Below are 15,687 nucleotides of genomic sequence, written 5' to 3' on the forward strand. Positions count from 1 at the left end.
TTGTTGGCGTATCAACATAATGTACTCTGTGGCACTTTGTTTGACAACTATCCGCCGCTCGTAGTGTGTCGATTCCTGCAGGGTCGTGGCGTTTTGCCCTACATTGGGTTTATGAGTTTATTTGGAAAAGGCTCCGACAAATCGCAAGAACCAACCAACGACACCTCCCGCAACCCGTTTGATCGCGAACCGGTAGACCGCGCGCCTTCTGCTGATAAGGCGGACGGCGACATGGATGTCCCTACCTACCGTGGGGAGACCGGGACCGACGTTTATTCCCGCGCCGGCCGTACCGCTCCGCAGACGGTGGAACCACACAGTGCTACTCAGGGTTCGACCCCTGGCGGCCGCGGCGATAATGCTGAGACTACCGCGTTCCCGTCCTCCGGCGAGCGCGCTGATGCGCCTGGCGACGTCGCGTCTACCTCCCGCCCGGCGGGTGCCAACGGTGCGGCGAACGCTTCCGGTGCACCTCACACCTCCGTCTACCGCCCGAAGCCCGCTGCGGATGCTTCCCAGTACTCCGCCGGCGATTACGGTGACCGCGACTTCGCGCCCGCCGCCGGCGCTGCTGCCGGTGGAGCGACTGCCGGTGGGGCAACCTCCGCCGCGCAGCCTCAGGAGACCATGAACTTCTCCCGCGACGACCGCGCGGCAAGCGCGCAGCAACCGACCCAGCAGTTCGCATCGAGCGACCTGCACACCTCTGAGCAGCCCGCTGCCAATGCTTATCAAGATCCGAACCGCACCTCCGGGATCGTCGGTGCCGGCGCTGCCGGTGCTGGCGCCTCTGGTGCGGGTGCCGTCGCCACGCAGGACTACGACCAATCCTCCTTTGGGCACGAGGACGACCGTGCCGCAGTAGACCGCCGCGACCTCGATGACGCCGCTGTGGACCCCAAGGCGGGTCGTCGCGGCACCATCGACTTTGGATTGCTGTTTGTCCGCCTCGCCCTGGGCGTCTACCTCATCATCGCCGGCGCGTCCACCTTCTTCGGCCTCGGCGCGAGCGAGGGCCTGTCTGGCCTGGAGGGTGAGTTCGCTGACTACGCCATGCCCGAGGTTCTGGCCATCGCTGTGCCGACTATGCAGTTGGTCGCCGGTGTATTCCTGGTTCTCGGCTTGGTTACCCCGCTGGCCGCCGCTATCGGCCTGGTGGTTACCGGTTTCATGGCCATCCACCGCCTGGCGCAGTCCGACGCGGGCCTGAACATTTTTGACTGGCCAGAGGCCATGTGGCTCTCCGTTATCCTGTTCGTTATCGCGGTGGCGCTGCAGTTTACCGGCCCTGGTTTCATCTCCCTGGACTTTAACCGCTCCTGGGCGCGCCGTCCGCTGGCCACCTCCTGGATCTTCGTGGTCATCGCGGTGGCCGCGCTCGTGGCCATCTGGTGGTTCCTCGCCGCGGTTAACCCGCTGGGCTAGAAGCCCGCATCGCCTAGGTTTCCATTAGGGAAAATAGCGGCCTGCAAAAATGTCTGAAGACGCCGGAAAGACCGGCGTCTTTTCTTGTTTCCCTTGCTTTCCAGTGTGGAAACTAATAGCCTTGGGGTGACTGGAAAGTGTATACAGTGCAGGAGAGTGGCAGCGATGGTGGAAGAAACCAACAACTCGGTAGGTGCCAACGAAGCGCGGGACGCCCTCGCGGAGCTCAAGGCTGTCCAGCAGCAGCGGCCACGACAATCGAACCCGCTCCTAGACATGCTGGTGTGCGCACTCATGGGCGCTGCGATCGGAGTCATCGTTTACCCCAGCGCGTGGGGCTTCGTCCCCTTGGCGGTCGCGATCATCATGATTTTCGTGGTTCCCGGGTATGGCGTCCGCACTCGTACTGGGGTGCGTGCCTCCTACCGGCAGGACCCTCACCTTGGCGAGGAATCCGTGACAGGATCGTCCTTCTGGAAATCGTTAGTGGCTTTTCTCGCACTCTATTCCGTAATGTGGTTGCCCTTCGAAGGCCTCTGGTGGTCCGTTATCGTAGCCTTCGTTTACGGGATTGGGTTCTTCGTATTTATGCGGTACTCGGAAAAGAAGTCCCCGGCTCCGTTTCACGGAGCATAGGGACGTGGCGGATATGGACCCGACATTAGACCCAGTCATTCACCCGCTTCCCAGGCTCAAGATTTGCGGTGTGCTGGCGGCGGAGGGGGCCTACGAAGCAGAAATCCGCGGGGAGATGCGCTTCGGCGCGCTGCGCGATCGGTTAGGTATCAAAGACGCCGCGCTGTCCAAGCAACTTAAACACCTGGAAGAAGCCGGATATATCACCCGGTTTCGCGAATATGGTCTGACCCGCGACAAGGACACCGTGTGGGTCATGCTCACAGCCAAAGGGAAGACGGCTTTCGACGCCCACGTGGCTGCCCTGCAGGAGATTGCCGGGTCGTCGGAAAGCACAGCGGACTAGGGGATAGGGGATTAGTGGGCAAAGCGCTTCCTACTGAAAGCGGATTTTTACGCGCTAGGCGCTGGCCGTGGTCGCGTTCGCGGGCTCGGTCGTAGCGGTGGTGGCCTCGCGCCGGTGGGTGTGCTCCGGGAAGAAGAACAGGGACACGGCCACACAGAACCAGAGCAGCGCGGCCAGCCACACGAAGTCGTTGACCAGGAACTTGGCGTACCAATTCTGCGTGTAGACGTCGATATGGTCGCCGAACCACCACTTCGGCGGAACCGTCAGCACGAGGACGGACCAGAGGGCGACCACGGCGGTATAGATGCCGCCGAACCATGACGTCGTGCGCAGCTGCCAGGCGCGGTACAGGAACACCGGGAGGATGAACGCCAGCCACACCCAGTGATGTGACCAGGAGACAGGGGAGATGAGCAACATGACCATCGACCCGATTAACCACGCGTCCACGTCCATGCCGCGACGCAGCAGGCCGTTCATGATCCAGGAACCCACGACAATAGTGGCCAACGCGCACAATAGCCAGATCAGCTTGGTGGGGTCCTCAGCGTTTTGCGCGGCATCCTGAGAGGTGAACACGCGGGTCAGAACGCCCTGGATACTGCTATTGGATTGGTAATCGGTGCCCACGCCAAAGTCCTCACCGGCGCCCATGCCTAGCAGCTTGGAGCCAAAAAATTCCTTGGTCATGTCCCAGCGCACTACGGCCGCTAGTGCTGTCGCCGCCAGCAGGGAGACGAATGCGGTGAGTATGGCCTTGATGTCCTTGCGGAGCAGGAAGTAAAGGAGCATCGCCAGCGGTGTGACCTTGATGGCCGCAGCGATGCCGATGAGCCAGCCCTGGGGTAGGTAGCGCTTGCGGGGGACCAGGTCGAGTACCACCAGCGCCATGAGGACGATATTGATCTGGGCAAAACCGTTGTTGAGGCGCACCGGCTCGGTGAGCAGGAGAAGCGGCCACAAGCCGACCGTCACGGCCAGGTGCGTGAGCTTGCTGTGCTGGTTGAGGACCGCGCGCGCGATGAAGTAGAAGCACAGGAGAATAAGCAGGTTAGACAGGACAATCATGATGTTGCCCGCCATGTCATCGCTGATGGAGCGGGAGGCTAACGGTGCCATAATGAGCGCGCCGAAGGGTGGGTAAATGAAGGGCAAGTCAATGCCGCCCACGTGCATGGGTTCGGAGTAGACCTCGCCGCCTTCGAAGAAGCGTTGCACACCCGCGCGGTAGACCATCATGTCGAAAGGCTGGTCGGTCTCCACAACGTGGGCGATAATGACGCCGATGCTGGCCGCGGCGCCAAAAACGATCAGCACCCAACGCGGCCAATCGCGTTCAGTAAGAGTGGTGGACAGGGAGCTAAAAGTGCGGCGCAGCCAATTCTCCCACCAGATAAATAGCGTGTCGCCGAGCATTAGACGTCCTTGGTTGTCGCTGGATGTTCAGAGTCGAATTCGTCCTTGTCCACTAGCACTTGGCGGCCATCGCGATGGATGACCACTACCTTGTCGTTGGCGGCTTCACGGCCGGCGGTCAGCGCATCGGGGATGCGGCCGCGGGAGGCTTCCGCAAGCTTGGGCAAGGAATTGAAGGTCACACCAGGTAGCGAGAACTTCTTCTGCCCCGACTGGACGAATGCCGAGGAGCGCTGGAAACCGATGCCTTCCACGTCCTCCCAGTCCAGGTGCTTGTCGCCGCGAAAACCATAGGCGATATCGATGCCTTTGTCGGAGACCGTGGTGCGGGACCGCACTACCCACCAGATGCACAGAATAGGAACGACGAACAGCCACGCTAAGTACTTCGGGGCCCACCCGATGCCAATGAGCGCGATGCCTGAAAGGAGAGCGATGGCCAAGATATGGGTGCGGTCCGGGCGGAAGTGCTTAGTCATGCGTGCCATCCTAATGCCAGCACACCGGCGGGTGGAATTTCGCCCCGCACCCACGTTTTGCGTTGTGGTTTATTGGTCGGAGATTTTGATCGCCGGGGCCTGAGCCGGCGGAGCCAAAGGCCCGGGGAGAGTTTCGCCGTCCACGACGATGGTTACCATCATCGCGCGAAGGATGAGCAGCACGATCATGAGGGCACTGAGCATCGTGGTGGAGGTGCGTACGTGGCCGCCGAAGGTGAGGACGTTTTCGAACACGGACTGAGGCGTCGGCAGCCCGGACGGCAGCGCCTCAGCTTGAGTAACTTTCGAGATCTCTTCGGTGGCTGCCGCAGTGGCCTCCGGATCGCTCAGGCCCAAGTTCAGCTCAGACTCTTCTGTTTGCTGCGGGGTGAGCCGGAGCTGGTGTTGCAGTTCACCCGTCATCGTGGTGGCAGACCCATACTCGGACCAGAACTCGTCCACAATGGCGATGCGGATGGCGCGCTCGACCATCCACTGCATGGTGGCTTTGACCTGGATGATGAGGCGTATCTTCATCGTCCACGGCATGCCAACTACCGTTGGTGCGTCCACCGACACGGCGGGCTGCACGTCGAGCTCGCCGAGGAGTTCCTTCTTCACATCGGGGTGTTCTAAGGCGCGGCGGGCGGCTTGCGCAGTGCGGTCAATGGCCTCATTGGCGGAAGCCGACCCCAGCAGGGGGACGTCCATGACCACAACGGCCGAAGACCAGTAGTGGGACGAGTTGATGCACACTCGTGCGGTCGAGTTGGGAATAATGACCGTCTGCTCTGAGAGCGTGCGGATTCGGGTGGCGCGCATGGTCACCTGAATGACCGTTCCCTCGACTTCGATGCCGTTGCCTTCGAAGCGGACCCAGTCGCCGACGCCGTATTGCTTCTCCGTAATGATGAAGAAGCCGGCGAGGAAGTCAGCGATGATCGATTGCGCACCCAAACCGATGGCGGCCGACGCGATAGTCGCGGGAATGGTTGCGCCTACCATGGAAAATCCCAGCTGCTGCAGGAAGAACACGGTGATGACAAAATAGGCCACCAGCTGCGCGATGTATATGGAGGCACCGGCGAGCGCGAGTTGCGACTTCGACTCGTTTGGGTCCGATGACTCGCTGCGGTGATGTATCCAGCGCTGCAGGAGTCGGCCCGCCCGGGGGACCAGAAACGCTGCCACGATTAAGATGGCAAGATTGATGCCAGTGTCTGCTACCCAGCGCCACAGCTGGGTGAGCATATAGTCCCAATGCATACGGAAAGTGTAGATCATGGCCGAACGCTCGACAGTCGTCCGTGTGCTGCTACCTGCTTTACTCACGAGTCTTGCGCTTACTTTGGGCTCTTGTGACAGTCCATCGGCGACGGACTCGAGCGCCGCCCCCGATTTCATCTCCCTGGAGGAGGCCCGTTCCAACAACGTGAGCAGGATCGTCGCGGAGCAATACCGCAACAGCGTTCAGGTTCTGGATGATCCCTATGGCATAGAAAGCGTGGAGACTTTCTTCGATTCCTCGAACACTCTCGTCGTTGCTGACTCCACTGCGGCGGCGCAGCTGCGCGGCGCTAGTCTCGCGATTTCGCAGCATGCCCCCATGGTGACGTACGACGACAGCGTGCACGGCGCCATTATTAAGCTTATCGACGACCTGCGCATCCAGCGCGTTGTGACCATCGGGGACGTTGGCATCGCGCCGTCGACGGGCGAAGTCATTATCTTTCCGGACCCGGGAACGGACAAGTCCCTCGGCGAAATGACTGCGTTCGAATACAGCAAACAAATGGTCCGGAATCACCAGGAGATGCCCTTTGCCGTGGCCAATCTGCAGCCCAATGAACGCGTGGAGCTGCGTCCCGAGTGGGAAGTTTTGGACATCGTCGAGTCCGGCCGGGTGCCCGCGTTGCCGGCTCAGTCGCGCCGCGACGGGCAGATGGCTCCGGTCATTGTTGCTACCCCCACGACGCCGGTGGTTAACATTGTCAACGCACGCAGCTTCGGCGGTAACGTGCACATCCTGCCTGATGCTGATCCGGCCACCAACGAATCGGCGATGGCTAAGGTGATCGGCCTCGCGGACGGTCCGCTTATCGCATTAGGAGCAGAGTTTGAATCGCCCACGGTACTCGCACAGCGGATCCGTGAAGGTGAAGAGAAATTTTTAGGCGAAAAATCAACGCGGCCCAGCGAGTAACCCTGAGTCTTGCCTGCAGTTCCACTAGCATAAGTGCGGTGTTGACTTCCTCCTTTGCTTCCGGCCCGTACATCCACTCAGTCGGCGCTAAGGCAAGCCCACGGCGCGGCCTTGCGCGCACCGTGGCTGCTACTGTGGCCGCTACTACTCTTATCTTTCCTCTCACAGCCTGCGGCTCTGATGCGGAAGACGGTAAGAAATTCGCCGTCGCTTCCGACGGGTCGTCGGGCGAAGGCGACAAAGGAGGGGGAGAAAAGAAGCTGCGGCTGGAGCACTCTCAGCTCAAGCCGGTGAGCATCGATTCTTCCCGCGTCGTCGGCGACAGCTCGCGCTCCGGGGCGGAAACCGCAACAGAGTTCTTTGACCAAGCAGAGGAAGTTGTTGTCGCGGGTAATGATCCTCAGGCCCTGGCGTCCGCAGCAGCGGTTGCTGTGCAGCGCGGTGTTCCTATGCTGACCCAGTTGGGGCAGTCAAGCACAGTGGCGAGTGAGCTGAAACGCCTAGGAGTGAAGAAAGTTTACGCGTTCGGGCCGGTCTCTAGCCAGGAGGAGTTGCGCGCGGCCGGCGCGGAGGTAAAAGTGGAATCTGCGCCTGAAGATTCTGCCGAAGCAGCGCGGACCCTGGCGGGCGTAGGAAAGGACCGCAACGCGGCCGTCGCCAAGCTCCCCGTCGACGCCGCGGGAGAAGCTCCTGGGCGCCCCGCAGTCCTGGTGACAGAGGAAACTTCAATTGCCGCAGTGGCCACGGCACGCGCAGCGGGCGCCGACGTCAAGGTGCTGCCGGCGGCGGACCCACGCGCGACCGGCGAATCCATGAAGCTGACCAAGAACGGTGCCTTGGCTATTGGCGAGGCCTTCGGCGGGCAAGAGCGTTTCGACGCCGCCGCGAAGCTCAGCGCCGCTGGCGAATTGCCCGGCGGCGGTGGCCTGCTCTTCCCCGGACGCCGGATGATCGCGTTGTACGGGCACCCTTCCGGTGGGGCGTTGGGTGTGATGGGGGAGCAACCCCCGCAGGAAGCAGCGCAGCGTGTGCAGAAGCTGGTTGACGAATATCAACCGCACACGGACTATCAAGTGATGCCCGCCTTCGAGATTATTGCCACGGTGGCCTCGTCCTCTCCGGGCGGTGATGGCGACTTCTCCAATGAGGCAGACCCGAAGGAGCTCGAGCCTTACGTCGATGCCATCACCGATGCTGGGGGTTACGCCTTCCTCGACCTGCAGCCAGGCCGAGCGAGCTTGTTGGATCAGGCGAAGCGCTACGAGGACCTGCTGAAGAAGCCCAATGTTGGATTGGCTCTGGACCCGGAATGGAAACTCGGACCCAACGATATGCCCATGGATAACGTGGGACATGTCCAGGTAGAAGAAATTAATGAGGTGGCGGACTGGTTGGCGAAGCTCACTCGGGAGAACAACCTCCCGCAGAAGGGCCTCATCGTTCACCAATTCCAGCAGCAGATGATTAGGAATCGGGAGAATCTGGACACGAGTCACCCAGAGCTCGCGCTCATCATCCACGCCGACGGACACGGCGTCGCTGAGGAGAAGTTTGCCACGTGGGAGGTGACGAAGAAGGACCTTCCCCAGGGAGTCTTTTTGGCATGGAAGAATTTCTACGACGAAGATTCTCCGACCTTCAGCCCGGAAAAAACTTATTCGGACGTGAAACCGCGCCCGTGGTTCGTGTCCTATCAGTAAAGTCATCTCCATGAACGTGGAGATCGCCGAAGTCGCTGGCTTTCTGGCAGCGCACGAGCCCTTTATGCGCTTGCCAGAACCGGCACGCGCCGAGCTCGCGGCGGCTATGGACATTATTTACGTCCGCCGCGGCGAGGACATTATCACCCCTGGCCACGAGAACGCGGCGCTGTATGTCATACGTTCTGGTGCGGTAGACGTTATCGGCGAGGACGTCCTTCTTGACCGGCGGGACGCGGGTCGGAGCTTCGGCTATTCCACCCTGGTTAATCCAGAAGAATCCCGGTCTCGCTATCGCATGACGGCGGTGGAGGACAGCCTGCTCCTGGTCATCCCAGCAGCAGTCTTCAGGGCTGTGGCGCAAGAGCACCCGGATTTTCAACGGTTCTATTCCTCGCAGACCTTGCGGATTCGGCAGGCAGCGGCGCAGCTCAACGACGACGGCTTCGCCACCACGTTGCGTTCCCCGGTGCTTCGTCCCGGAGATTCGAGTACAGCTCCGCTAGTTGTCAAGGCAGAGGACAGCATCCAATCGGTGGCGGCGGACATGGACGCGGGTAACCACACTGCGGCACTGGTATCGGATGGGACCCGCATCGTGGGTATCATCACGGACAAGGACTTGCGAGGCCGAGTGGTGGCGCGCGGCGTCGCTACGCACCAAGCCGTGGCCACCGTGATGACGGTGGACCCAGTGACCGTGACGGCGACAGCGACCGTCATGGATGCGCTGGTGGTGATGAGTGAACGCAACATTTCCCACCTCCCAGTTCTCGGCGAGGAAGGGGCATCGGTGCCGGTGGGGCTGGTTACTAATGCCACGCTCATGGAGCTGCTCCGCAATGACCCGGTGTACCTCATCGCCGATATTGCTCGGCATAAGAACCGCGAGGAACTGGTTGGGACGTTCGAGCGCGCGACGCATATCGTGGCTCGGTTTATTGAGCGTGGAGCGAGCCCCGCTGATGCGGCGCGGATGATGACGATTGCTGCGGATGGCATTGCGCAACGCCTTGTCGCTCTCGCTCATGAAGAATTAGGGCCGGCGCCGGTGGAGTACGCGTTTGTCACCGTGGGGTCGCAGGGAAGGCACGAAACAGGATTTGCCTCGGACCAAGACAACGCACTCATCCTGGCCGATACCTACCAACCCGAGTTGCATGGGGACTATTTCGCGGCCTTGTCTGACTACGTGTGTACAGGGCTGGCGGACGCGGGCCAGCGTTTGTGCCCCGGAGACATGATGGCTAACCAGCCGCAATGGCGGATGACGATTCGGCAGTGGCACGAGGCCTTCGCGCAATGGGTGACGGCCTTGGAATCCGAGGCTGTTCTTCAAGCCCAGGTTTTCTTCGATATGCGCACCGTGGCGGGCAGTGACTCCTTGACGGCGGAGGTCCATAGCTACGCGGTCTCAGCTGCGAGCGGCGCGCGCCGCTTCCACGCCCACCTGGCCGCTTTGGCAGCACGGAGGGAGCCGCCCCTGGGATTCTTCCGCGGCTTCGTGGTGGACAAGTCTGGAGAATACGCCAAAACCCTCGACATTAAGAAGGGCGGCGTCGCCGGAATTGTGCAAATGGCGCGGCTACACGCGATCGCCGGCGGCTCAAGAGAATTGGATACACGGGCTCGGCTGCAGGCCGCGGCGGGGCAGAATATGTCGGAGCAGGGGGCGAATAACCTCATCGATGCCTTCGATTTCCTCACCGCAATGTCCCTGCGCCACCAGGCGCAGCAGTTACGTGAGGGGGCGGCACCGGACAACCATATCGACCCTGCACAGCTTTCCAAGATGGAGCGCGAACACCTCCGCGATGCCTTCCAAATCGTGGGATCGATGTATAAGGCGCTCGCCACGAAGTATCCGGTGAGGTCGACATAGATGGCGGACTCCACGAACCAGATGGCTCACAACCGGGACACCAGTTGGTGGTCACGGCAATGGGCTCGCTGGCGCGCGCCGAGCATGCAATTTCCGGCTCCGGCCGCGGGAACGCCTCTCGACGACCTGCGTCTCCTGGCTGTGGATATGGAGGCCACGGACATTGACCCCCGCCGCGGGCGGATCGTCTCCATCGGGTGGGTGCCGGTCGAAGGCCGCACCATCTCACTGACCGGGGCACGGTACTTTGTAGTCCAAGGGACAGACGTAGGTGAGTCGGCCACGATTCACGGGATTACGGATAGCGAGGCCGCGTCCGGGGTACCAGAGGAAGAAGCTATCGGCGCGCTTTTACAAGCTTTGCAAGGTCGCGTATTACTGGCGCATTTTGCCGAGCTGGAACGGAGCTATCTTGAAACGGCCGTGCTCGCACACTGTGGGAAGAAGCTGCGGCTTCCGGTGGCCGACACCTTTGCTTTAGAGCGGCGGCACATGGAGAAAATGGGAACCTATCCCCGTGGGGAGGACCTGCGCTTAGCTACCGTGCGACGACGCTACGGCCTGCCTGAGTACCGCAACCACAACGCATTGACCGACGCACTGGCCTGCGCGGAGCTATACCTTGCTGTGACGGCGCAATCCCGCGGCCGGACCTGGGGGAGCCTGCCGGACACCACGCGTAGTAAGTGAAGTGCGAAAACTTAACTTAACAAATTAGTTAATGTACCTAAAGGCTATGATGGCCTGCATGCGTATTGGACGAATTGCACACCCAGAAGGCATGGCTTTTGTAGTCATTGAGACCAACGACAACGGTGAGGATATCGCGAAGGAAATCGCGGGAACGCCGTTTACTCCGCCGGAGTTTACTGGTCGCGACTGGAAGTTGGAGGATGTCCGACTGCTGGCTCCCATGCTGCCGGGCAAGGTGGTTGCTCTGGGGCGCAACTACGCCGACCACGTCGCAGAGGTCTTCGCCAAGTCCTCCGACGAGCTTCCCCCGACCCTCTTCATCAAGCCGTCCACGGCGGTTATCGGACCAGGCCAGCCCATCAGGATCCCGGATTTTGCCACCAACGTGGAATTCGAGGGTGAGCTCGCTGTGGTGATCAGCCGGCCGAGCAAAAATATCAAGGCAGAAAACTGGAAAGACCACGTCTTGGGCTACACGATTTGTAATGATGTGTCTTCCCGCGACCTGCAGTTTGCTGATGGGCAGTGGGCGCGTGCCAAAGGAATCGATACCTTCTGCCCGTTGGGGCCGTGGATCGAGACTGACCTGGATTCACTGGACTTGGACAACACGAAAATTAACGCCTACCTCACCCACGACGGCCAGCGTGAGCAGAAGCAGGACTCCAACACCGATCAAATGATCGTGAAGATGGGCGGAATACTGGAACGTATTTCCGCCGCGTTTACGCTGCTTCCGGGCGACATTGTGACCACGGGCTCGCCGGCAGGCACCGCGGCGATGGTGCCGGGGGACAACATTGAAATTGAGATTCCCGGAGTAGGAAACCTTTCCAATCCGGTGGTGCGCGCCTAAAGCTACGTCCATCGTGCAGGGGGCGGAGCGTCCTAAAGACCCAGAGTACGCATGATGGTGCGGAGCTTGGCGGAGGTTTCCTCCAACTCGGCCTGGGCACAGGAATCGGCGACGATGCCTCCGCCGGCCCAGGCGCGGGCGTGAAGCCCATCTCCGGAGATTTCGGCGCAGCGGATGGCGACCATATATTCCCCGTCGCCGGACTCGTCGCACCAACCGACGGCGCCAGCGTAGAAGCCCCGATCTGACTCAGCGGTACAGATGAGGGCCTCGGCTGCTTCGGTCGGGGTGCCGCAAATTGCCGGGGTGGGGTGAGTCGTCATCGCAAGGTCCAGGGCGTTCGGCAGCGTGCCGTTGCGCGGAGCGAGCGTGCCCACGATGGGGGTGCCGAGGTGCCACATTTCGTTGGTGGATAGCAGTCGCGGGCGTTCGGGGATGTCCAGCCGTTCGCACAGCGGACCTAGTTTTTCCCGAAGGTGTTCGACTACGAACGCGTGCTCCGCAAGATCCTTGGCCGAGTGATATAGACGGCGACCGTTTTCTTCATCGTGACGGGCATCGGCATGCCGAGGTGCCGATCCAGCCAAAGGGAATGCGGTGACAGTCGAGCCCTGACGCTTGACTAATACTTCTGGTGACGATCCGACAAGCATTGCACCTTGACGCCCTGCGGGGGTGAGATCGGCGATAAACCCGTCCATGTGTGCCGAGTTGTTAATCAGCAAGGCCGCAACGTGCCGTGGGTCGACGGCTTCGGCAAAGGCGATGTCTACGGCGCGGGCGAGAACTACTTTGTCCAGTCGACTGTTGGAGATGGTATCGATGGCAGCCTCGACGCGGCGCAGGTGTTCCCCGGGTTCGGGGTCGTAGCCGTTGACCGTCGCAGGGCCGAGGGGGCGGCGGTAGAAGGCTGGGGGTTCTAGGGGGCCGTCTTCGCGGATGATTTTTTCTGGAACGGTCAGCGCCGCGGCGTCGTCGCTGGCAAAGGGGAGGGCTCCGACGATCATTTCCACGTCGCCGCGGTGCAGTGCGTCCGAGGCAGCAAAGGCGTCGGTGAATGTTTCCCTGCTGCCTTGGGTGCGGACCGAGCCCGAAGTGCGGGAGAGCAAGAAATCGGGGGCGGTGCTCGGTCGGCTGGAGTGCATGGCGACTAAGTCTACTTGGCTGTTTGTGCCCTTTAAAACTAGGCGTCCCAAAAAGTTTCCTAAAACCTGTGTTCAATGTTGCGATTGTTGCGGAAGTTACTATTGTTGCTTAAGTGATTAGACAGCTTCGCCATTCTCTCCGCCCGTTAAACGCTCTCGCCGTGGTGGCCGCAACTGCCGCTTCGCTCACTCTTGTCTCCATTTCCGGTGACGATGGTGCCGCCCCGGTGGCCGCAGCCGCACCAGCAGTCCCCGCGGGTTCGGCTGCAGCGGTGAATACGCCGACCCCCAAAGGTTCCGCAGCACCAGCGCACCGGGAAATCACTCGGGAGGTCAACCGAGGCTCGTCCCAGGCTAAAGCCGCTTATCGTGGAACGACAAGGGGTTCCTCAGCGTCGCGTGTGTCATCGCCGGACAAGGCTTTGGCAGCCTCCTCGAAAGCCGTGCAAACACGCGGGGGTGCCCGCAACGCGGCGTCATCGATGCCACAAGGCTCCAGCGTTCCGGGCCAGTCCCGTCCCGTCGTCAACACCGCTAAGCCCGCGCCACGCGTAGCAAACGGAACGACCAAGAATGTGTGGACGTCTCATAATGGCGTTAAGCGCCGCTACCTCCTGTACATCCCTACGGGCTATAACCCGGCTCGCCCTGCTCCAGTCCTCTTCGGTTTCGGTGGCTGGGGTGATAGTCCGGAAAACTACAAGGGTTACGCGCGGATGAACACCACCGGTGCGCACTCCCAAGCTATCCAGGTCTACCCCGAGGGCATCGCTCGCGCCTGGGAGGGCGCACCATACGCCAAGACTCGCGTGGGCCAGGACACCGCCTTTGTGAAGCAGGTCCTCAACGAGGTAGATCGGACGTACGCCGTCAACCGCAACCGCGTCTACGCCATGGGCATGTCCAACGGCGGCGGCATGGCCGCGAGCATTGGCTGCCGTGCGCAAGACACCTTCGCCGCGGTCGCCATGGTGTCCGCCGCTTTCTACACGCCGTCGGTGAGCGGTTGCCGCCGCGGCTCCGTGGCGGCGCTAGTCATGCATGGAACGAACGACGCAATGATGCACTACAACGGCGGCATCCGCCACGGCGCATCCTACGAATCGGCGCGCAGTGTTACGGGTGGATTCGTCCACCGAAACCGCTGCAGCACCCTGCATAGCCGGACGCCTATGGCTGGTGGCGCCACCCGCTTCGCCTACCGTGGCTGCGCCAAACCCACCCACCTGATCGCCGTCCCCCAGGATCACCTGTGGTTCTGGTCGCCCGACGCCGCCAACGAGGTGTGGGGCTTCCTCTCCCGCCAACACCGTTAGTTGGCAAGCGTAATCGGCTAGCGCAAGACGTCGCGGAAGGCCCGCAGGGCCCAGGCCGCGGTGGCGGCAAATTTCTCTCGGTCTAGCGCCGCGGGCCCAGTAGCGTGCGTCCAGCGTTGCAAGGCCACCGTCCGGGCCTCGGTGTATTTCAGCAGTCCGCCGTCGCCGTGTCGGCGACCCACACCTGAGGACTTCCATCCGCCCATAGGGGCATCCATTGCGATCCATGCCGTGGCGTACCCCTCGTTGATGTTGACGGTTCCGGCGTGGAGTTGGCTGGCTATCCGACGCCCCGTGGAGGCCCGCGCCCAGACCGAGGCGTTGAGCCCGTAGTCGGTGTCATTCGCCCGCGCGATGGCGGTGTCCTCATCCGGGACGGACTCGATGTAGACCACTGGGCCGAAGACCTCTTCGCGGTAAAGGCGCGCTGATGCAGGGACGTCGGTAAGCACCGTCGGCGCGTAATAGGCCCCGCGGGCATGAGCGCCGTCGATAAGGCGTTTGCCGCCAGTGAGCACCCTGGCGCCCGCCGCCACGGCGTCATCCACGAAGCCTGAGACTTTCTCCACATGGTCGTGCGAGATCAGGGATCCCATATCCGCATTCCACCCATGCTCCGCACCAACCTTCATGGCTTCCACCGACCGGACGAATGCGCGCGTGAATTCCGCGGCCACGGCGTCCACGACGTAGATGCGCTCGATGGAGATGCATAGCTGGCCGGCATTTGAGAAACACGCGGTGACCGCGCCCTCAGCAGCGCGCTGGATATCGGCGTCGGAGGCCACGATGAGGGGATTCTTGCCGCCTAGCTCCCCGGAAAATCCGATCAGTCGCTCGCCCGCCTGCGCCGCGAGCTTCCTGCCGGTAGCAGTTGAGCCAGTAAACATCAGGTAATCGCAGTCGGCGACGATGGCTTGTCCGACTTCGGCACCGGGGCCGGGCAGCACGTGGAACACCTCGCGCGGCACCCCGGCTTCATAGAGCAACTCGGCGACCCGGAGCGCGGACAGTGGGGTAGCGCTGTCCGGTTTGAGCACCACGGCATTACCTGCAAGTAGCGCCGCGACGGCATCGGATACTGCAAGAGTCAGCGGGTAATTCCACGGCGCGATAACGCCCACGACCCCGACGGGCTCGTGGTTCACGCGCACCGAGCCCGTCAGCGGGATACCCGCCCGCGCCCGTCGAGGACGCAGCAGCGCGCCCGCGCGGTAGGCGTAGTGGCGTGCGGTGAGCGCCACGTCCAGGACCTCCTCAAAGGCGTCCTTGCGCGCCTTGCCGGACTCCGCACAGATGGTGTCCAATAGCGCCGTCTTCTCGCTCAAAACTAGGTCGTGGAACTCCAGGAAGATGCGCTTTTTTGTCGCATGCGGCACGTGCTCCCAGGCGGCTTGCGCGGCGCGGGCGGAGACGAAGGCCGCGCGGGTTTCCTCTGCGGTATACACGCGGATGGAGCCGACTTCTTCGCCGCAAGCCGGTGACACGACTGTGTTATTCGACATGAGATTCATGTTAGGTCGAATTAGTCACCCTCACCAAGCGCATCCGAGCGTGCGCTTGCCGTGACCGGCCGCGCGAAAAGTC

14 protein-coding genes are annotated in these 15,687 nt (G+C 61.7%); 9 read left to right on the forward strand and 5 right to left on the reverse strand.

What is annotated here, in order from left to right; translation table 11 throughout:
* Positions 1 to 111 precede the first annotated feature (111 nt).
* The 3 genes from H0194_RS10475 (at position 112) to H0194_RS10485 (ending at position 2,407) form a co-directional block, all read left to right on the forward strand.
* Positions 112 to 1,425, forward strand: a complete 1,314-nt coding sequence (locus H0194_RS10475; RefSeq protein ID WP_246388925.1) for a DoxX family protein — start codon at positions 112 to 114, stop codon at positions 1,423 to 1,425.
* A gap of 156 nt (positions 1,426 to 1,581) precedes the next feature.
* Positions 1,582 to 2,061 carry a hypothetical protein gene (locus H0194_RS10480; protein WP_185175813.1) on the forward strand — a complete coding sequence of 160 codons (480 nt, stop codon included), beginning with the start codon at positions 1,582 to 1,584 and terminating at the stop codon, positions 2,059 to 2,061.
* A 13-nt stretch (positions 2,062 to 2,074) separates the two neighbouring features.
* Positions 2,075 to 2,407, forward strand: coding sequence for a transcriptional regulator (locus H0194_RS10485; protein WP_185175814.1), 333 nt, complete (start codon positions 2,075 to 2,077; stop codon positions 2,405 to 2,407).
* Between the two features lie 54 nt (positions 2,408 to 2,461).
* Here H0194_RS10485 and H0194_RS10490 read toward each other — a convergent pair whose 3' ends face one another.
* The 3 genes from H0194_RS10490 to H0194_RS10500 all read right to left on the reverse strand — a co-directional run bounded on the left by H0194_RS10490 (position 2,462) and on the right by H0194_RS10500 (position 5,571).
* Positions 2,462 to 3,826, reverse strand: coding sequence for a glycosyltransferase family 87 protein (locus tag H0194_RS10490; protein ID WP_185175815.1), 1,365 nt, complete (start codon positions 3,824 to 3,826; stop codon positions 2,462 to 2,464).
* Positions 3,826 to 4,305 carry a PH domain-containing protein gene (locus H0194_RS10495; protein ID WP_246388927.1) on the reverse strand — a complete coding sequence of 160 codons (480 nt, stop codon included), beginning with the start codon at positions 4,303 to 4,305 and terminating at the stop codon, positions 3,826 to 3,828. Before H0194_RS10495 ends, H0194_RS10490 begins: the two co-directional genes overlap by 1 nt.
* A gap of 69 nt (positions 4,306 to 4,374) precedes the next feature.
* Complete coding sequence (locus H0194_RS10500) at positions 4,375 to 5,571, reverse strand: mechanosensitive ion channel family protein (protein ID WP_246388929.1); 1,197 nt, start codon at positions 5,569 to 5,571, stop codon at positions 4,375 to 4,377.
* Positions 5,572 to 5,653: 82 nt separating this feature from the next.
* Here H0194_RS10500 and H0194_RS10505 point away from each other — a divergent pair, with 82 nt between their 5' ends.
* The 5 genes from H0194_RS10505 to H0194_RS10525 all read left to right on the forward strand — a co-directional run bounded on the left by H0194_RS10505 (position 5,654) and on the right by H0194_RS10525 (position 11,639).
* The gene (locus H0194_RS10505) at positions 5,654 to 6,508 is read left to right on the forward strand and encodes a hypothetical protein (protein ID WP_185175817.1); all 855 of its coding nucleotides are present in this window, start codon (positions 5,654 to 5,656) and stop codon (positions 6,506 to 6,508) included.
* Positions 6,509 to 6,546: 38 nt separating this feature from the next.
* Entirely contained in the window at positions 6,547 to 8,208 is a 1,662-nt protein-coding gene (locus H0194_RS10510; protein ID WP_246388930.1) for a cell wall-binding repeat-containing protein, read from the forward strand.
* Between the two features lie 10 nt (positions 8,209 to 8,218).
* A complete protein-coding gene (locus H0194_RS10515) occupies positions 8,219 to 10,090 on the forward strand; it encodes a putative nucleotidyltransferase substrate binding domain-containing protein (protein ID WP_185175818.1) in 1,872 nt (623 codons plus the stop codon).
* A gap of 84 nt (positions 10,091 to 10,174) precedes the next feature.
* Positions 10,175 to 10,780 (forward strand): exonuclease domain-containing protein, encoded by a 606-nt coding sequence (locus tag H0194_RS10520; RefSeq protein ID WP_185175819.1) that lies wholly within the window; start codon positions 10,175 to 10,177, stop codon positions 10,778 to 10,780.
* Between the two features lie 58 nt (positions 10,781 to 10,838).
* Positions 10,839 to 11,639: a fumarylacetoacetate hydrolase family protein gene (locus H0194_RS10525; RefSeq protein WP_185175820.1), complete on the forward strand. Its 801-nt coding sequence runs from the start codon at positions 10,839 to 10,841 to the stop codon at positions 11,637 to 11,639.
* Between the two features lie 32 nt (positions 11,640 to 11,671).
* Here the strand turns inward: H0194_RS10525 and H0194_RS10530 are convergent, their stop codons facing one another.
* Positions 11,672 to 12,784, reverse strand: coding sequence for an isochorismate synthase (locus H0194_RS10530; protein WP_185175821.1), 1,113 nt, complete (start codon positions 12,782 to 12,784; stop codon positions 11,672 to 11,674).
* A gap of 113 nt (positions 12,785 to 12,897) precedes the next feature.
* On the opposite strand from H0194_RS10530, the gene H0194_RS10535 reads away from it, so the two are divergent.
* A complete protein-coding gene (locus H0194_RS10535) occupies positions 12,898 to 14,100 on the forward strand; it encodes a CE1 family esterase (protein ID WP_246388933.1) in 1,203 nt (400 codons plus the stop codon).
* Between the two features lie 17 nt (positions 14,101 to 14,117).
* Here H0194_RS10535 and H0194_RS10540 read toward each other — a convergent pair whose 3' ends face one another.
* Positions 14,118 to 15,605 (reverse strand): succinic semialdehyde dehydrogenase, encoded by a 1,488-nt coding sequence (locus H0194_RS10540; RefSeq protein ID WP_185175822.1) that lies wholly within the window; start codon positions 15,603 to 15,605, stop codon positions 14,118 to 14,120.
* Positions 15,606 to 15,687 lie beyond the last annotated feature (82 nt).

Origin of the sequence: Corynebacterium incognita, from assembly GCF_014217255.1 — a bacterium.
Lineage (GTDB): Bacteria > Actinomycetota > Actinomycetes > Mycobacteriales > Mycobacteriaceae > Corynebacterium > Corynebacterium incognitum.